This window comes from Mycobacterium angelicum (assembly GCF_002086155.1).
In the GTDB taxonomy this organism is placed as follows: domain Bacteria; phylum Actinomycetota; class Actinomycetes; order Mycobacteriales; family Mycobacteriaceae; genus Mycobacterium; species Mycobacterium angelicum.
Genome location: NZ_MVHE01000091.1, coordinates 1 through 16,266 on the forward strand (window position 1 = coordinate 1; position 16,266 = coordinate 16,266).

A 16,266-nucleotide genomic window follows, 5' to 3' on the forward strand; every position below is an offset into this window, starting at 1 on the left:
CGCACCGCCCGCTCCCCCGCCACCGCCGCCGGTGTGTCCCGAAGAGCTCCCCTCGGTTCCAGCAGCGCCGGCGCCGCCGGCACCGCCCGTTTGCCCTGCGGTGGCGCCGCTTTCGCCGTGCTGTCCGCCGCTACCGGGATCAGCGGCGTCACTCCCGGCCTGGGCGGCCGGTCCTACGACGTTCTGGGTGGGATTGACCCCTGCAGCGCCAGGGGCGCCGGCCCCGCCGTGCCCACCGGCGCCGCCGTTGCCGAACAGCAGGGCGTTGCCGCCCGCCCCGCCGGCTAGGCCAGGTCCACCCGACCCACCGGGCCCACCATTGCCTATGACACCGCCATCTCCGCCGCGGCCGCCAACCTGGCCGACGCCGCCGGCCGCGCCTGCCCCACCGTTACCGATCAACCAGCCGCCGTCGCCACCGCGGCCGCCGGGTGTCGTCGCGTCCGCACCGTTGCCCACCAGCGCTCGCCCGGTCAGCGTTTCGAATGGCGCATTGATCGCGTTCAGAAGCTGCTGCAGCACAGACAGATTGGCCGCCTCGGCGGCGGCGTAGGAGTTCGCGCTGGCGCCGAGGGTCGCTACAAACTGCTCATGAAAAGTGGCCGCTTGTTGACTGAGGCGATAGTAGCCGTGCGCGTAACGGGAAAATAGTGCGGAGATTTGCGCCGATACCTCATCTTGCGCCGCTACAGCGATCAGAGTTGTTCGAGCCTCCGCCGCAGCATGGGCAGCGCCCAGGCGCGACGTCATACTCGTCAAATCCGTTGTCGTGGCCGCAATTATCTCTGGCGTCGTGACTACGAAGTCCATGCGGTCATCTCCCCGCTAGCCGACCAGCACCGCGTAGCGCGGCTTGATCACGTCGTCGATGATTTCCAGGCGCTCATCGAACGGGATGAACGCGGACTTCATCGCGTTGATGGTAAACCGCTCGAGGTCGCTCCATCCGTATCCGAAAGTCTCTGCCAGACGGTGCATCTCGAGGCTCATCGTGGTGTCACTGATCAACCGGTTGTCGGTGTTGACGGTGACCCGGAAGCGGGTCCGGGCCAGCAGGTCGAACGGATGCTCGGCGATGCTTTTGACCGCACCGGTGTGCACATTGGAGCTGGGACACAGCTCTAGCGGAATTCGCTTGTCCCGCACGATCGATGCCAATCGGCCCAGCGACACACGACCGTTGGAGTCGACGTCGATGTCGTCGACGATGCGCACCCCGTGACCGAGCCGATCGGCGCCGCAAAACGCGATCGCCTCGTGAATGGACGGCAGCCCGAACGCCTCGCCGGCATGAATGGTGAAGCGCGCATTGTGATCACGCATGTACTCGAACGCATCCAGATGGCGCGTCGGCGGGTGCCCGGCTTCCGCGCCTGCGATGTCGAAGCCCACTATCCCCTTGTCCCGGAACCGGATTGCCAATTCCGCGATCTTTCGCGACACAGCGGCATGCCGCATCGCGGTCAGTAAACCGCGGACCTTGATCGGCCGCCCCTCCGCGGCACAAGCCTTTTCACCGGCGGCGAATCCCGCGAGCACGGCGTCGACCACCTCGTCGAACGACAGCCCGCGGTTGATGTGCAGTTCAGGGCCGAACCGGATCTCGGCATACACCACAGAATCGGCAGCCAGATCCTCCACACATTCATAGGCAACGCGGTACAGCGCCTCGGGCGTCTGCATCACCCCCACGGTGTGCGAGAACGGCTCGAGGTAGCGCTCCAGCGAACCGCTGTGCGACTTGGTGCGAAACCAGGTCGCCAGCGACTCGACTTCGGTGGCCGGCAGTTCGTCGTAACCGATCTGGCCGGCGATGTCGAGTACGGTCTCCGGGCGCAATCCGCCGTCGAGGTGATCGTGCAGCACGGCCTTCGGCGCATGCTTGATGGATTCCAGATTCAGCGCGGTGGTCATGGCGTAATCCGATCGATGATGAGCGGCGGCAACTGCGGTGACGTGTCTTCGACGCTCCAGGCGCCCTCCAGCTCGGCCAGCGCGGCGTCGAAGCGTACCGGGGTATCGGTGTACAACGTGAACAACGGCTCACCGGCGGCGACGGGCTGTCCGGGACGGCGGTGGATCCTGACGCCGGCACCGGCCTGGATCTGTTCGCCCGGGCGCGATCTACCCGCCCCCAGCCGCCAGGCTGCCAACCCCACTGCCATCGCGTCGATAGCGCCCATTGTGCCGCTCCGGTAGGCAATCACGTTCTCGCCGTGCGCGGCGACGGGCAACGGTGCCGACAGATCCCCCCCCTGGGCGGCGACCAGCCGGCGGAATCGGTCCATCGCGCTGCCGTCCTGCAGCGTCTGGGCCGGATCGCAGCCGTCGATTCCGGCCAGCGTCAGCATTTCCCCGGCTAACCGCAACGTCAGCTCGACCAGGTCCGGCGGCCCGCCGCCGGCTAGCACCTCCATCGACTCGGCAACCTCGAGCGCATTTCCGACGGTGGCCCCCAGCGGGAAGTTCATGTCCGTCAGCAGCGCATGCGTCGGCACCCCGTGCGCCGCGCCGAGTTGGACCATGGTGTGCGCCAGTTCGCGGCAACGCGCCTCCGACTCCATCAGCGCCCCCGCCCCCACCTTGACGTCAAGCACCAACCCGCCCACCCCTTCGGCCAGCTTCTTGCTCATGATCGAGCTGGCGATCAACGGCAAGGACTCAACCGTTGCGGTGATATCGCGCAGCGCATAGAGCTTCTTGTCGGCCGTTGCTACCTGGCCGGCAGCGAATATCGCCGCGCCGATGTCGCACAGCTGTTCGCGCACCCGCTCGTTGGGCAAATCCGCGCTGAAGCCCGCGATGGATTCCAGCTTGTCCAGCGTGCCGCCGGTATGGCCCAGCCCACGGCCGGACGCCTTCGGCACGCCCGCGCCGCAGGCCGCCATGACCGGCACCAGCACCAGCGTGGTCTTGTCGCCCACCCCGCCGGTCGAGTGCTTGTCCACCGTCGGCAGCGGCTTTCCATCCACACGCAGATCGGTGAAATCCATCAGCTCACCGGAGGTGAGCATGGCCTCGGTCCACCGGGCGATCTCGCCGCGGTCCATGCCGCGCCAGAAGATCGCCATCAACAGGGCCGCCATCTGCGCGTCAGCCACCCGGCCGTCGGTGTAGGCCTCGATGATCCAGTCGATCGCGGCATCGGACAGCCGGCCCCCGTCGCGCTTGGTGCGGATCACCGTCGGCGCGTCGAATGCTAAGGCGCTCAAGAACGTTCCTTACTTAGATCGTCGGGACCGAAGGCATCGGGCAGCAGGTCACCGAGCCGGCGCGGCCCGTCTGGATGGCCAATCAGCAGCTCGGGGCCGCCGTGCTCGAGCAACACCTGACGACATCGCCCGCACGGCATCAGCAGGGACCCACTCCCGGTGACGCAGGCCAGCGCCACCAACCGGCCGCCGCCGGTCGAATGCAGGGCGCAGACCAGCGCGCATTCCGCGCAGAGACCGAGACCATATGAGACATTCTCCACATTGCATCCGGTCACCACACGGCCGTCGTCGACCACCGCGGCAGCACCGACGGGGAAACGCGAATACGGCGCATATGCCCGCGCTGCGACACCAATCGCCTTGTCTCGCAAAAGATCCCAATCAACATCAGGCATTTGGCAACCTTTGCTCCGCGGTGCGTCGGTTACGACACACGTTTTCGATGGGACTCTTCGGTACCACCAGCTACCTGGTCAAGTTAAGCTCGATTGCCCGGCTAGAGCTGTTCAATGATCTTTTTAAGACGGTTTTCAAGACGGTTTTGAAGGCGGTGAGGATAACGACGACAACCGCGGATCCGGCCACTGCGCCCGGATCGCAACGCAAACGGCGCCCACCTCGCACCCTGTATCGGGGCGACCCCGGTATGTGGTCGTGGGTATTACATCGGATCAGCGGCGCGACGATCTTCTTCTTCCTTTTCGTCCACGTCCTGGACGCCGCGATGCTCCGGGTCAGCCCGCAGACCTATAACGCGGTGCTGGCGACGTACAAGGTTCCGATTGTCGGCCTGATGGAGTACGGCCTTGTTGCCGCTGTGCTTTTCCACGGACTGAACGGGATCCGGGTCATCCTGATCGACTTCTGGTCGGAGGGACCCCGCCATCAGCGGCTGATGCTGTGGATCGTGGCCATCGTGTTCCTGTTGCTGATGGTTCCAGCGGGCGTGGTGACCGGCATTCACATCTGGGAGCACTTCCGATGAGCAGCCCCGACCTTCAGCTCGGGCGCGGCCAGACCGCGCCGGTCAAACAGCGCAGCTACGACCGTCCGGCCAGCCTGGACAACCCGCGCTCGCCGCGCCGCCGCGCCGGCATCCCAAACTTCGAGAAGTTCGCCTGGCTGTTCATGCGGTTCTCCGGAATCGTGCTGATCTTCCTGGCGGTCGGCCACCTGTTCATCATGCTGATGTGGGACAACGGCGTGTACCGTCTGGACTTCAATTTCGTGGCGCAGCGCTGGGCCTCGCCGTTCTGGCAGACCTGGGACCTGCTGCTGCTGTGGTTGGCACAGCTGCACGGCGGCAACGGCATCCGCACCATCATCGACGACTACAGCCGCAAGAACATCACCCGGTTCTGGCTCAACACGCTGCTGGCGGTGTCGATGACGTTCACGTTGATGCTGGGGACCTACATCTTGGTCACCTTCAACCCGAATATCTCCTAAGAGTCCTGGAAGGCGAGTCTTGATCCAGCAACACCGATACGACGTGGTGATCGTCGGCGCGGGCGGTGCCGGAATGCGAGCGGCGGTAGAGGCGGGTCCGCGGGTTCGTACCGCGGTGCTGACCAAGCTCTATCCCACCCGCAGCCACACCGGCGCCGCGCAGGGCGGCATGTGCGCCGCACTGGCCAACGTCGAAGACGACAACTGGGAATGGCACACCTTCGACACCGTCAAGGGCGGCGACTACCTCGCCGACCAGGACGCCGTGGAGATCATGTGCAAGGAAGCCATCGACGCGGTGCTCGACCTGGAGAAGATGGGGATGCCGTTCAACCGCACCCCCGAGGGCCGCATCGACCAGCGCCGCTTCGGCGGCCACACCCGCGACCACGGCAAGGCCCCGGTCCGCCGCGCATGCTACGCAGCCGACCGGACCGGCCACATGATCCTGCAGACGCTCTACCAGAACTGCGTCAAACACGATGTGCAGTTCTTCAACGAGTTCTACGCACTCGACCTGGCTCTCACCCAGACCCCGACCGGCCCGGTAGCCACCGGAGTGGTCGCCTACGAGTTGGCGACGGGTGAGATACACGTCTTCCACGCCAAAGCCGTCGTCATCGCCACCGGCGGTTCGGGCCGGATGTACAAGACCACCTCCAATGCGCACACGCTGACCGGCGACGGCATCGGCATCGTCTTCCGCAAGGGACTCCCGTTGGAGGACATGGAGTTTCACCAATTCCACCCGACCGGCCTGGCGGGCTTGGGCATCCTGATCTCCGAGGCGGTTCGCGGCGAGGGCGGCCGGCTGCTCAACGCCGACGGGGAACGCTTCATGGAGCGCTACGCCCCGACCATCGTCGACCTGGCCCCACGCGACATCGTCGCCCGCTCGATGGTGCTCGAAGTGCTGGAGGGACGCGGCTGCGGCCCGCACAAGGACTACGTCCACATCGACGTCCGCCACCTCGGCGAGGAAGTGTTGGAGTCCAAGCTGCCCGACATCACCGAATTCGCCCGCACCTACCTGGGCGTCGACCCGGTGAAAGAGCTGGTTCCGGTCTACCCGACCTGCCACTACGTGATGGGCGGCATCCCGACCACCGTCACCGGGCAGGTGCTGCGCGACAACACCAACACCATCCCGGGCCTGTACGCGGCCGGCGAATGCGCGTGTGTGTCCGTGCATGGCGCCAACCGGCTGGGCACCAACTCGCTGCTGGACATCAATGTCTTCGGCCGCCGGGCCGGCATCGCGGCGGCCGGCTACGCGCGCGGACACGACTTCGTCGACCTGCCGCCGGAGCCGGCGTCGATGGTGGTCGGCTGGGTGAGCGACATCCTGTCCGAGCACGGCAACGAACGCGTAGCCGACATCCGCGGCGCGCTGCAGCAGACAATGGACAACAACGCCGCGGTGTTCCGCACCGAAGAGACACTGAAGCAGGCGCTTACCGACATTCACGCCCTGAAGGAGCGGTATTCCCGAATCACCGTGCACGACAAGGGAAAGCGATTCAACAGCGATCTGCTGGAGGCCATCGAGCTGGGCTTCCTGCTGGAGCTGGCCGAGGTCACCGTAGTGGGCGCGCTGAACCGCAAGGAATCCCGCGGCGGGCACGCCCGCGAGGACTACCCCAACCGCGACGACGTCAACTACATGCGCCACACCATGGCCTACAAAGAGGGCCCCCAAGAAGGGAATGCCCTGCTCAGCGACATCCGGCTGGACTTCAAACCCGTCGTGCAGACCCGCTATGAGCCCAAGGAACGGAAGTACTGATGAGCGTTGAGTCGGACGTCGAAACTCTCGATCCTCCGCTGCCACCGGTTCCGCAGGGCGCGGTGATGGTGACCGTCAAGATCGCCCGGTTCAATCCCGACGACCCCGACGCGTTCGCCGCCACCGGTGGTTGGCAAAGCTTCCGGGTGCCGTGTCTGCCCACCGACCGGCTGCTCAATCTGTTGATCTACATCAAGGGTTACCTCGATGGGACGCTGACCTTCCGGCGCTCCTGCGCACACGGGGTGTGCGGCTCGGATGCGATGCGGATCAACGGCGTCAACCGGCTGGCCTGCAAGGTGCTGATGCGCGACCTGCTGCCGAAAAAGCCGGGCAAGAAACTGACTATCACGGTCGAACCGATTCGCGGGCTGCCGGTCGAAAAGGACCTGGTGGTGAACATGGAGCCGTTCTTCGACGCCTACCGCGCGATCAAGCCCTACCTGATCACCAGTGGCAATCCGCCCACGCGCGAACGGATTCAGAGCCCCACCGACCGCGCCCGTTACGACGACACCACCAAGTGCATCCTGTGCGCGTGCTGCACCACCAGCTGCCCGGTGTTCTGGAACGAGGGCAGCTACTTCGGGCCGGCGGCGGTTGTCAACGCACACCGCTTCATCTTCGACAGCCGTGACGAGGCCGCCGCCGAACGCCTCGACATTCTCAACGAGGTCGACGGCGTGTGGCGCTGCCGCACCACGTTCAACTGCACCGAAGGCTGCCCGCGCGGCATCGAAGTGACCAAGGCGATTCAAGAGGTCAAACGCGCAATCATGTTCTCCCGCTGAGCATTTAAGCTTTGTGCGCGGTCAGCAGATAGGCGGGGAACTTCAGCCGGCCCTTGTCGTCCCGATCATGCGGCGGCAATTCGAACGGCGCTCCGGGGACGCGGAATTCGGCGTTGCAGATGTAGGCGGGCCGGATTTCGTCGACCTCCCAGTACTTTCCGACGGCCGCGCGCAACTCGTCCTCGTCCACCTCGTTGGGTTTGGTTCGCACCTCGGCGGGAAAGGCGCCCTTGGCGAACACCAGCACATACAACACGGCACCAGAAGCCGCCGCACGGTGCACTGAGCGCAGATAGTCGTCGCGGCCCTCGACCGGCAGCGAGTGAAAAAGCGTGCAGTCGATCACCGTCGAGAACCGGTCGTCGTATCCGGTGAGCGTTCTGACGTCGGCTCGCGCGAAGCTAGCTGCCGTCAGCCCACGCTGCTGGGCCGTCGCGGTGGCCGCAGCGATGGCCGTTGCCACGAAGTCGATCCCGACCACCGGGTAGCCCTGCTCCGCCAGCGCCAGCGACAGCTCCCCCGTCCCGCAACCCGCGTCGAGCACCTCGCCACGGATTCGGCCGGCGTCGATCAGGGCGGCGAGTTCGGGTTGCGGCTCACCGATGTTCCACGGCGGCGGCCCGTCGAACATCCCTTGCTCGCGGTAGGCGCCGTCCCAATCCATCACCTCCCGATCCCACACCACGGGCATCGCGGGGCGGGTGCGCACCAGGAAGGAGGGCTCCATCGGCGGCACCTGTCGCGCGAGCCGCATGCCCGGCAGCCGCCGGGCCAGACACTGCAGGGCGACATGGGCTTCCAGCCGCGCCAGCGGCGCACCGATGCAGAAGTGGATGCCGCGGCCGAACGCCAGATGCGCCTGCTCCTGATGCCGATCGAGGTGCAGCGTGTCGGCGTCGTCGTAGACATCGGCGTCATGGTTGGCCGAGGTGTACACCAGGAAGACGCGTTCGCCGGGCCGCAAATCCTGTCCACCCAACTGGGTTTCGGTGACCACGGTACGCAGCATGCCCAAGATCGGGCCCTCGTATCGCAGGATCTCCTCGACGGCGCTCTTGCGGCGCTGGGTGTCCTCGACCAGTTCGGTCCACTCGACGTCGCCGGACAATAGCTCGTACATCGCCGTCGTAATGAGCGGTGCCGTGGTCGCATGGGCGGCGAACAGCAGACCCGGGAACATCGACAGCATCTCGAAATCGGTTAGCTCGACGCCGGATTCGCGCCGCGCCTGCCACACCGCGCTGATCAGATCGTCTTTCGGCTCGACTCGGCGCTGCTCGATGAGTTCGGCCATGTACTCGTGCAGCCGCAGCACTGACCCCGCCAACTCGACCAGCCGCGCCTTGTCGAAGCTACCCGTGACATCGGTGAGGAACAGCGCGAAGTCGTTGGAACGACAGCTGCATTCTTCCCACATCTCCTCCGGGACACCGATCAGGCTGAAGGGGATCGCGATGGCCAGCGGCATCGAGAACTCGGCATGCAGATCGACCGCGCCGAGGTGTTCGAATCGGTCGATCAGGCGCTCGCATTGCCGCCAGATCGCCGGTTCGAGGGCGGCGACCCGCTTGGGGGTGAACGCCGCGGCCAGCACCGCTCTCATGCGCGTGTGATCGGGTGGGTCCCAGCCGATGAGGCTGCCGCCCGCAGGCACCTTGCCGTCGAGCATGGCGAGGATATCGGGATCCGTCGGCACCGGCAGCAGTCCCACGGACGAGAAGACCGTCGGCTGCCGCAGCGCCTGGACCACTTCGCTGTAGCGGGACACCACCCAGACCTGCAGCTGCTCACTGAAGAAGATTCCTTCGCGTCGCGCGCGCTGCAGCTGGCCGAACATATCGTCCTGGGTGCGTTGCGTGAACTGGTTGAAGTCCGTGGCGATGTGGCGGGACACACTTATGGTCACGGCTTCAAGGTGGCCGCTCGGCATTGCGCAATTGTTGAGCGTTCCTGAAACGTGCTTAGCTGCGCACATGCAACGCACACCGGAGCTGGCCCGCCGGCTCTACGACCGCTTCGAACCGATCCATGCCGTCACCTACTTCGCACCGGAAGCCCGCGCGGCGCTGGACGGCCTGGGCTATCGCGGCTTCTGGATGGGCTACTTCGCCGCGCGATCGGCGCCGCTGGGCCTGGCGCCACCGCAGGTCGTGACGGCGGTGTTCTACAACTTCGCCCTCGCGCGGGTCGCCAAGTCCCTGCCGTCGGCGTGGGAAATCGCCGGGCCGCAGCTCGCGCTGCAGGCCCGGGCGGAATCGGCGGTCGCGGCGCTGCGGCGATACGGCATCACCGACGACGAAAACGTCTGCACCGCAGCACAATTGGCCACTTGCGCGGCACAACGGGCGGCGCTGGACGGCCGGCCACTGTTCGCGGCCAACCTCGCCCTGCCCTGGCCGTCGGATCCGGTGGCCGCACTGTGGCATGCGACCACCCTGCTGCGCGAGCACCGCGGCGATGGGCACGTCGCCGCGCTGGTCGCCGACGGCGTCTCGGGACGGGAGTCGAACGTCTTGCACACCGCGACCGGCGCGGTGTCCAAGGAGTACATGCAGCGCGCCCGGCACTACGACGGCGCCGAGTGGGAGGCCTGCGAGCGGAGCCTGACCGGCCGCGGTCTGCTGGGGAATGACGGTGCGCTGACCGCCACCGGGCGCGACGTCAAGGAGCACATCGAAACCACCACCAATCTGCTCGGGCTGCTCGCCTTCGACGGTCTGGACGACGCCGAACTCGACACGTTGTTGCACGCGCTGACCCCGATCGCCCGAACGGTGACTGCCGGCGGCGATCTGCCCGCCGCCACGCCGATGGGTTTGCGCCGCGATTTCTAGGCCTGGTCCGCGGGAATCAGTTCGCCGCCGTCGTAGGCGGTCATCAGCTCTTCGACCACGTGCTGCCACGAGGCGCCGTCGACGCAGAGGTGGCTGGCGGTCAGCACCAGCCGGTCGCGCGCTCCGGGGATCAGCGACACTCCGAACAGCCGGCCGGTGCGCATGTCGAAGGCCGCGCGCTGGCGGGCGATTACTTCGGCCACGGTGACGCCGGGCGGCTCCACGGCCCACGCCCAGCACCCGCCGGGGCGCGACAGCCAGCGGTCGCAGCGCGGTTCGAACACGACACCAAGGGTGGGGTTGGCTTCGAAGACCTCGTCGACGGCGGCGCGGATACGCCCCTGGTCCAGCCGCGACTCGGCGACCAGCACCTCGGCGTGCGCCCAATCCTCGATGTCCTGCGGCCGCGGATTCTCGGTGAAAGACCAGTAAGAACACGTTTCGTAGGACACGAGTCCGAGGTTCTAACGCCGCCCTACCGAGATTCTTGGCGAATTCTTGGTTTGCGTGTCACAGTCGCCCGGGTTGTGACGTCTGATTGGTATGACACAGAAAACCCGCATCGAGCCCCTGTCCCCCAAGCGCGCCGGGCTGCTGACCCGTGCCATGTACCGAATCGCCAAGCGGCGCTACGGCCAGGTTCCCGAGCCGTTCACCGTGGCCGCGCACCATTCCCGGCTACTGGTCGTCGGCGCCGTTCACGAAACGATGCTGGAGCGTGCGTCGCGCACGCTGCCGGTGAGCGTCCGAGAGCTCGCCGTGTTGTGGACCGCACGCAAGATCGGCTGCTCGTGGTGCGTCGACTTCGGGTCGATGCTGCAGCGGCTGGACGGCCTGGACGTGGACCGGCTCAAGTTCATCGACGACTACGCGACTTCACCGCTGTACAGCGACGACGAGCGCGTCGCCATCGCCTATGCCGATGCGATGACCGTCGACCCGCACACCGTCACCGACGAGCAGGTGGCCGACCTGCGGGCCCGGTTCGGCGACGACGGCGTGTTCGAGTTGACCTATCAGATCGGCGTGGAGAACATGCGGGCCCGGATGAACACCGCGCTCGGTATCACCGAGCAGGGCTTCAATTCCGGTTCGGGGTCCGGAGACTCGTGCCGGGTGCCGTGGGCCGAGAATCTTCGTTCGTGAGTCAATCCGGGCCTGACCTCGTAGCATTTCGAGGATCGAAAGGGAGGCCGTTGTCGTCGTATGTGATCGCCGCGCCCGAGGCTATTGCCCTCGCGTCGACGGATTTGACCGGGATAGGTGAGGCGATCAAGGGCGCCGCGGCTACGGCGGCGCCCTCGACGACAGGGGTTGTCGCCGCGGCGGCCGACGAGGTATCGAGGGCCATCTCGAATCTCTTCGGCAGCTACGGGCAAGAGTTTCAGCAGCTGACCGCGTACACGACACGCTTTCAGGCTCAGTTCGAGCAGGCGTTGAGCGCGGCCGCGCAAGCGTACGCCGCCGCTGAGGCGGCGAACGTGTCGCCGCTGCGGTCGCTGCTGCGGGCGGCCGAAAGCTTGTCGCCACCGGTTGGCCTCACGGGTCCCCTCTTCGACGGCACCGCCACTGCATCGCTGGGAGCGGTACTCAACTCGGCGACCAACGCCGTCGGCCTGGGTCGCGTGGTCAACTTCCCCTCGACGGTGACGCTGGCCGCCCCGGGCACGGGCGGCGTGACCGGCGTCAGGGTCGGGTTCTCGTTCCTGCAAATCCCGATCGGCCCCAGCTCCTTCCTGGGATTCACGATTCCCCAGTTCAGCTACCCCGCACCCGCGTGGTGGTATTTCCCGACGCAGGCCAACGGCTCGGTGAACGCCAACGGCACCGTCTATCTGCAGCACGGCTTCGGTGGGGTTGCGTGGTTGTACCAACCGTTGGCCATCGACCTGGCGCAGCAGACCAACAGCGTTGTGGTCACCCCGACGGTTCCGTCGATTCCGCTGCCGTTCGGGCTGTGGATCGGCAGCCCGCAGATGCAGCAGGGCGTGGCCTCGCTGTTCCAGGGGTCCCAGGCGGCGCTGAACATCAGCGCGCAACACGCCGGGTTCTTCGGCACGCTGCCGCAGGATTTCATCCTGTCCGGACACTCGGCCGGCGGTGGGCTGGCCACGATCGCCGCCGGCGATTACCTGGCCGGTCTGGGAGCCGCCACCAATCACCTCAAGGGCGTGGTGATGTTCGACGGAGTCGCCAGCAATGCCACGGCTTTCGGGGGTGCGATCGCCAACCTGCAGGCGGCCCATGTTCCCGTGTACACGGTGGCCGCGCCGCCGCAGGCGTGGAATGCCTTCGGGGACACCACAAATCAGTTGGTCAGCCTGTACCCGGGGCAGTTCGTCGGGGCCGAGATCGTCAACGGCTCGCATGTCGACTCCATGCTGGGCCGGGGCCCCGTCATCGACCTGCTGCTCCAGCTGATAACCAAGTTTTCGCCGCCGGGCGCCACCTCGGCCGTGTACACGCTGTCCACCGGCTGGATCAACGACATCTGGGGCGGATTCGGTCCGACCAGCCCGATGTACGGCATCTACGGGCCAACCGGCGGTTACGTCACCCCGGGCGGCCAGGCCATCTTCCTCGGGCCGACCGGCGCGATCATCCTGCCGGTGTAGCTCGCAGCGGCGAGCCGGTGAACTTGTCGGGATTGGCGACATCCCAAAGGGCGCAGACCTTTCCGTCGCGCACCGTCATGGCGGTGATCCGCGGTGCCATCTCGCGGTAGCCGTCGGCGCCGGGGCACCCTTCGGTGTAGGCACCCAGTTCGCCGTTGATCAGTGCCAGCTGGTTGACGGTGAAGAACGCCGGACCGTAGCGGCGGGCGAGGCCGAACATGAACCGGGCCACCTTGTCGGCGCCGTGGATGACCTGAACTGCCGTGGGCGCCTTGCCATTTGAGTCGCCGGTGAAGGTGACGTCGGGATGCAGCAGCGATACCACGGCGTCCAGGTCACCGGCGGCAATGGCGGCCATCAGCTTGCCGACCACCTCGTTATGGCTCGGATCGGGTTTCTCGGATATCAGGGAGGCCGGCGCGGCGGTCAGGGCCTTGCGGGCGCGTGAGGCCAGCTGCCGGGCGGCGGCCTCGCTGGTGCCGAGAACGTCGGCCACTTCGCCGAACGGCACGGCGAACCCGTCGTGCAGCACGAACGCCACGCGTTGATCGGGGTTGAGCCGCTCGAGCACCACCATCGCCGCGAATCGGGCGTCTTCGGTGGCCACCACGGCCGAGAGCGGGTCGGAGCCGTCGAAACCGGTGACGACGGGTTCGGGTAGCCAGTTGCCGGTGTAGGTTTCGCGCCGGTGTGCGGCCGAGCGCAGCCGGTCCAGGCCGAGCCGGCTCACCACGGTGGTCAGCCAGGCCCGCAGGTCGTGGATCACGCCGTCCTGGTTATCCCAGCGCAGCCAGGCTTCCTGAACGATGTCTTCGGCGTCGGCGACGGTTCCGGTGAGCCGGTAGGCCACCGACATGAGATGGGGCCGTAGCTCTTCGAATTCGGTGACCTCGTTCGTCGCCGTCATTGGTCGAGCCTAACGCTAGGCTCACCTGCACGATGACTGACAACCTTTGGCTGCACTTCGCCCGGCACGGCAACCGCATCACACCGCCGATCATTACCCGTGGCGAAGGTGTCACCATCTTCGACGACCGCGGCAAGAGCTACCTGGATGCGCTGTCGGGCCTGTTCGTGGTGCAGGTCGGCCACGGCCGCGCCGAGCTCGCCGAAGCCGCCGCGCGCCAAGCCGGCACGCTGGCGTTCTTCCCGATCTGGGGCAATGCCCACCCGCCGGCGATCGAGCTGGCCGAGCGCATCGCCGGCTACACCCCCGGCGACCTGAACCGGGTCTTCTTCACCTGCGGTGGCACCGAGGCCGTCGAAACCGCGTGGAAGGTGGCCAAGCAGTACTTCAAGCTCACCGGCAAACCCGGTAAGCACAAAGTGATTTCGCGCGCGATCGCCTACCACGGCACCACCCAGGGCGCGCTGGCGATTACCGGGCTGCCGGCGTACAAGGCGCCGTTCGAGCCGGTGACGCCGGGCGGCTTCCGGGTGCCCAACACCAACTTCTATCGCGCGCCGTTCAGCGACCTCAAGGAGTTCGGCCGGTGGGCGGCCGACCGGATCGCCGAGGCCATCGAATTCGAGGGACCCGACACCGTCGCCGCGGTGTTCTTAGAACCGGTGCAAAACGCCGGCGGCTCCTACCCACCGCCGCCGGGGTATTTCGAGCGAGTCCGCGAGATCTGCGACGAGTACGACGTGCTGCTGGTTTCCGACGAAGTGATCTGCGCCTTCGGCCGGATCGGATCGATGTTCGCCTGCAACGACTTTGGCTATGTGCCCGACATGATCACCTGCGCCAAGGGGCTGACATCGGGGTACTCACCGCTGGGCGCGATGATCGCCAGCGACCGGGTGTTCGAACCCTTCAACGACGGCAAGACGACCTTCCGGCATGGCTATACCTTTGGCGGGCATCCGGTGTCGGCGGCCGTCGCGCTGGCCAATCTCGACATCTTCGAGCGCGAGGGCCTCAACGACCGCGTCAAACAGCTCTCCCCCGCGCTGCGCGCCACCCTGGAAAAGCTGTACGACATACCCGTCGTCGGCGATGTGCGCGGCGAGGGATTCTTCTTCGGCATCGAACTGGTCAAGGACCAGGCGACCAAGCAAACCTTCACCGACGCCGAGCGCGCGAAGCTACTCGGCCATGTGTCGGCAGCACTGTTCGAAGCCGGATTGTATTGCCGCACCGACGATCGCGGCGATTCGGTCATCCAACTGGCCCCGCCGCTGATCAGCGGGCAGGCCGAGTTCGACACCATCGAGTCGATTCTGCGCAGCGTGCTCAGCCAGGTTTAGCTGCTGGGATCGTTGCTCTGCTACGCGGGACCGCCAGTGCCTCCCGCGCCGCCCGATCCACCGGCACCCTGGCCGAACGTTCCGGGCGCGCCGCCACTTCCACCGGGCTCGGGCAATCCGCCGGGCCCAGCACTTCCAGCCCCGCCGGCGCCGCCACTGCCGCCGTCGCCGCCATTACCGCCCTCGAAAGCAACTCGGCCGCCGGTGCCGCCGTCGCCACCCATACCACCGTCGCCACCGAGGTCGCCAGCGCCCCCGGTTCCGCCGGTGCCACCGTCGCCCCCGAACCCAGAGCTGCTGCCGCTGCCCCCGTTACCACCGCCACCTCCGAGACCGCCGGCACCGCCATTCCCGCCATCTAGGCCCATTCCGCCGGTCCCGCCAGTGCCGCCCAGACCACCTCGCCCGGAGCTGCCGTCGAAGGCGTCTCCACCGCTGCCGCCGGACCCGCCGAGGCCGCCGACGCCACCGACGACGGTACCGGTGCCGCCAGCGCCACCATTGCCGCCTGCCCCGCCTCCGCCGCCGGTCGTATTAATCCAGCCCTGAGATCCTGAGCCACCGTTCCCGCCGGCGCCGCCGGACCCGTTGGTTCCGCCGGCAAGGCCGTTGCCGCCCGCGCCGCCGGCCCCGCCGGCGCCGCCGGCGGACCCGTCGCCGCCCGCAGTGACGCCGGCTCTGCCGGCCCCGCCGGCGCCACCGGCGCCGCCGTTGCCGCCAGAGCCGGCGCTACCCGCCGCGCCACCGGTGCCACCGGTGCCGGCCGCCCCGCCGGCCCCGGCGCTGCCGCCGGTGCCGCCGGCGCCGCCGGCCCCGCCATCGGAGCCCGCAGCCGTCCCGGACCCGCCGGAACCACCCACACCACCCAGACCACCCACACCGCCGGCTCCGCCGGAGCCGTTGAAGCCGCCCGCGCTGGAATTACCGCCCGCGCCGCCGGCCCCGCCGGCGCCGCCGGCAGAACCACCGCCGCCTATCGCACCGGTACCCGGCGACGCGGCCGTGCCCGCCGCGCCTGCGCCACCCATACCGCCCGTCCCGCCGAGGCCGCCGGAGCCGGCGCTGCCCGCCGCGCCGGCACCGCTGAACAGTCCGCCGGCACCACCGGCCCCGCCGTGGCCGGCGTCGCCGCCGGCGCCGCCGACCCCGCCGGCGCCGCCGATTCCGCCGAGCCCGGCGATGCTGCCGTCGCCGCCGCTGCCACCGGTGCCGCCCACGCCGCCGGAGCCGCCGAGACCGCCGTGTCCGCCGGCGCCGAACAACAGCCCGCCTTGTCCACCGGCCCCGCCGTTGCCGCCGCTGCCGCCGATTCCGCCGGTGCCACCG

15 protein-coding genes and 2 pseudogenes are annotated in these 16,266 nt (G+C 67.4%); 8 read left to right on the top strand and 9 right to left on the bottom strand.

Annotated features, from left to right (window positions below; translation table 11 throughout):
• The 4 genes from BST12_RS26570 to BST12_RS26585 all read right to left on the bottom strand — a co-directional run.
• Positions 1-810: PE family protein (locus tag BST12_RS26570; RefSeq protein ID WP_139801964.1), on the bottom strand; the 810-nt coding region annotated here is incomplete at its 3' end.
• 15 nt (positions 811-825) lie between these two features.
• A complete protein-coding gene (locus tag BST12_RS26575) occupies positions 826-1,914 on the bottom strand; it encodes an adenosine deaminase (RefSeq protein ID WP_083116199.1) in 1,089 nt (362 codons plus the stop codon).
• A complete protein-coding gene (locus tag BST12_RS26580; RefSeq protein ID WP_083116200.1) occupies positions 1,911-3,212 on the bottom strand; it encodes a thymidine phosphorylase in 1,302 nt (433 codons plus the stop codon). The genes BST12_RS26575 and BST12_RS26580 overlap by 4 nt, the downstream gene beginning before the upstream one ends.
• Positions 3,209-3,610, bottom strand: a complete 402-nt coding sequence (locus tag BST12_RS26585; protein WP_083116201.1) for a cytidine deaminase — start codon at positions 3,608-3,610, stop codon at positions 3,209-3,211. Before BST12_RS26585 ends, BST12_RS26580 begins: the two co-directional genes overlap by 4 nt.
• 251 nt (positions 3,611-3,861) lie before the next feature.
• Here BST12_RS26585 and sdhC point away from each other — a divergent pair, with 251 nt between their 5' ends.
• The 4 genes from sdhC to BST12_RS26605 are packed head-to-tail and all read left to right on the top strand — an operon-like array spanning position 3,862 to position 7,241.
• Positions 3,862-4,200, top strand: coding sequence for a succinate dehydrogenase, cytochrome b556 subunit (gene sdhC / locus BST12_RS26590; protein WP_245850591.1), 339 nt, complete (start codon positions 3,862-3,864; stop codon positions 4,198-4,200).
• Positions 4,197-4,664, top strand: coding sequence for a succinate dehydrogenase hydrophobic membrane anchor subunit (locus BST12_RS26595; RefSeq protein ID WP_083116202.1), 468 nt, complete (start codon positions 4,197-4,199; stop codon positions 4,662-4,664). Before sdhC ends, BST12_RS26595 begins: the two co-directional genes overlap by 4 nt.
• A 19-nt stretch (positions 4,665-4,683) precedes the next feature.
• Positions 4,684-6,450, top strand: a complete 1,767-nt coding sequence (gene sdhA / locus BST12_RS26600; RefSeq protein ID WP_083116203.1) for a succinate dehydrogenase flavoprotein subunit — start codon at positions 4,684-4,686, stop codon at positions 6,448-6,450.
• Positions 6,450-7,241, top strand: coding sequence for a succinate dehydrogenase iron-sulfur subunit (locus tag BST12_RS26605; protein ID WP_083116204.1), 792 nt, complete (start codon positions 6,450-6,452; stop codon positions 7,239-7,241). Before sdhA ends, BST12_RS26605 begins: the two co-directional genes overlap by 1 nt.
• A gap of 4 nt (positions 7,242-7,245) precedes the next feature.
• Here BST12_RS26605 and BST12_RS33770 read toward each other — a convergent pair whose 3' ends face one another.
• Together BST12_RS33770 and BST12_RS34665 are read right to left on the bottom strand one after the other, a co-directional pair.
• The gene (locus BST12_RS33770; protein ID WP_245850592.1) at positions 7,246-7,905 is read right to left on the bottom strand and encodes a class I SAM-dependent methyltransferase; all 660 of its coding nucleotides are present in this window, start codon (positions 7,903-7,905) and stop codon (positions 7,246-7,248) included.
• 111 nt (positions 7,906-8,016) lie between these two features.
• A pseudogene (locus BST12_RS34665) lies at positions 8,017-9,216 on the bottom strand (cytochrome P450); the annotation flags it as partial.
• On the opposite strand from BST12_RS34665, the gene BST12_RS26615 reads away from it, so the two are divergent.
• Positions 9,215-10,075 carry an SCO6745 family protein gene (locus tag BST12_RS26615; protein ID WP_083116206.1) on the top strand — a complete coding sequence of 287 codons (861 nt, stop codon included), beginning with the start codon at positions 9,215-9,217 and terminating at the stop codon, positions 10,073-10,075. The pseudogene BST12_RS34665 and the gene BST12_RS26615 sit on opposite strands and share 2 nt — an antisense overlap.
• Here BST12_RS26615 and BST12_RS26620 read toward each other — a convergent pair.
• On the bottom strand, positions 10,072-10,527 hold the full coding sequence (locus tag BST12_RS26620) for a hypothetical protein (RefSeq protein ID WP_083116207.1): 456 nt from the start codon (positions 10,525-10,527) through the stop codon (positions 10,072-10,074). The genes BST12_RS26615 and BST12_RS26620 overlap by 4 nt on opposite strands.
• Before the next feature lie 79 nt (positions 10,528-10,606).
• On the opposite strand from BST12_RS26620, the pseudogene BST12_RS26625 reads away from it, so the two are divergent.
• Positions 10,607-11,221 (top strand): annotated as a pseudogene (locus tag BST12_RS26625) (carboxymuconolactone decarboxylase family protein); the annotation flags it as partial.
• A 50-nt stretch (positions 11,222-11,271) separates the two neighbouring features.
• A complete protein-coding gene (locus BST12_RS26630) occupies positions 11,272-12,690 on the top strand; it encodes a PE domain-containing protein (protein WP_083116209.1) in 1,419 nt (472 codons plus the stop codon).
• Here the strand turns inward: BST12_RS26630 and BST12_RS26635 are convergent.
• On the bottom strand, positions 12,674-13,597 hold the full coding sequence (locus BST12_RS26635) for a sigma-70 family RNA polymerase sigma factor (RefSeq protein ID WP_083116210.1): 924 nt from the start codon (positions 13,595-13,597) through the stop codon (positions 12,674-12,676). The two genes, BST12_RS26630 and BST12_RS26635, sit on opposite strands and share 17 nt — an antisense overlap.
• Positions 13,598-13,629: 32 nt before the next feature.
• On the opposite strand from BST12_RS26635, the gene BST12_RS26640 reads away from it, so the two are divergent.
• Entirely contained in the window at positions 13,630-14,940 is a 1,311-nt protein-coding gene (locus tag BST12_RS26640; RefSeq protein ID WP_245850590.1) for an aspartate aminotransferase family protein, read from the top strand.
• Positions 14,941-14,960: 20 nt separating this feature from the next.
• On the opposite strand, the gene BST12_RS32315 is transcribed toward BST12_RS26640, so the two are convergent.
• The coding region (locus BST12_RS32315) for a hypothetical protein (protein WP_211281368.1) at positions 14,961-16,266 on the bottom strand (1,306 nt) is incomplete at its 5' end.

What these genes read in the sequence shown, in the direction of transcription:
- BST12_RS26575 (WP_083116199.1), bottom strand. Translation starts at nt 1,914, where the DNA reads ATGACCACCGCGCTGAATCTGGAATCCATCAAGCATGCGCCGAAGGCC.
- BST12_RS26585 (WP_083116201.1), bottom strand. Translation starts at nt 3,610, where the DNA reads ATGCCTGATGTTGATTGGGATCTTTTGCGAGACAAGGCGATTGGTGTC.
- sdhC (WP_245850591.1), top strand. Translation starts at nt 3,862, where the DNA reads ATGTGGTCGTGGGTATTACATCGGATCAGCGGCGCGACGATCTTCTTC.
- BST12_RS26595 (WP_083116202.1), top strand. Translation starts at nt 4,197, where the DNA reads ATGAGCAGCCCCGACCTTCAGCTCGGGCGCGGCCAGACCGCGCCGGTC.
- BST12_RS26605 (WP_083116204.1), top strand. Translation starts at nt 6,450, where the DNA reads ATGAGCGTTGAGTCGGACGTCGAAACTCTCGATCCTCCGCTGCCACCG.
- BST12_RS33770 (WP_245850592.1), bottom strand. Translation starts at nt 7,905, where the DNA reads ATGGATTGGGACGGCGCCTACCGCGAGCAAGGGATGTTCGACGGGCCG.
- BST12_RS26615 (WP_083116206.1), top strand. Translation starts at nt 9,215, where the DNA reads ATGCAACGCACACCGGAGCTGGCCCGCCGGCTCTACGACCGCTTCGAA.
- BST12_RS26635 (WP_083116210.1), bottom strand. Translation starts at nt 13,597, where the DNA reads ATGACGGCGACGAACGAGGTCACCGAATTCGAAGAGCTACGGCCCCAT.
- BST12_RS26640 (WP_245850590.1), top strand. Translation starts at nt 13,630, where the DNA reads ATGACTGACAACCTTTGGCTGCACTTCGCCCGGCACGGCAACCGCATC.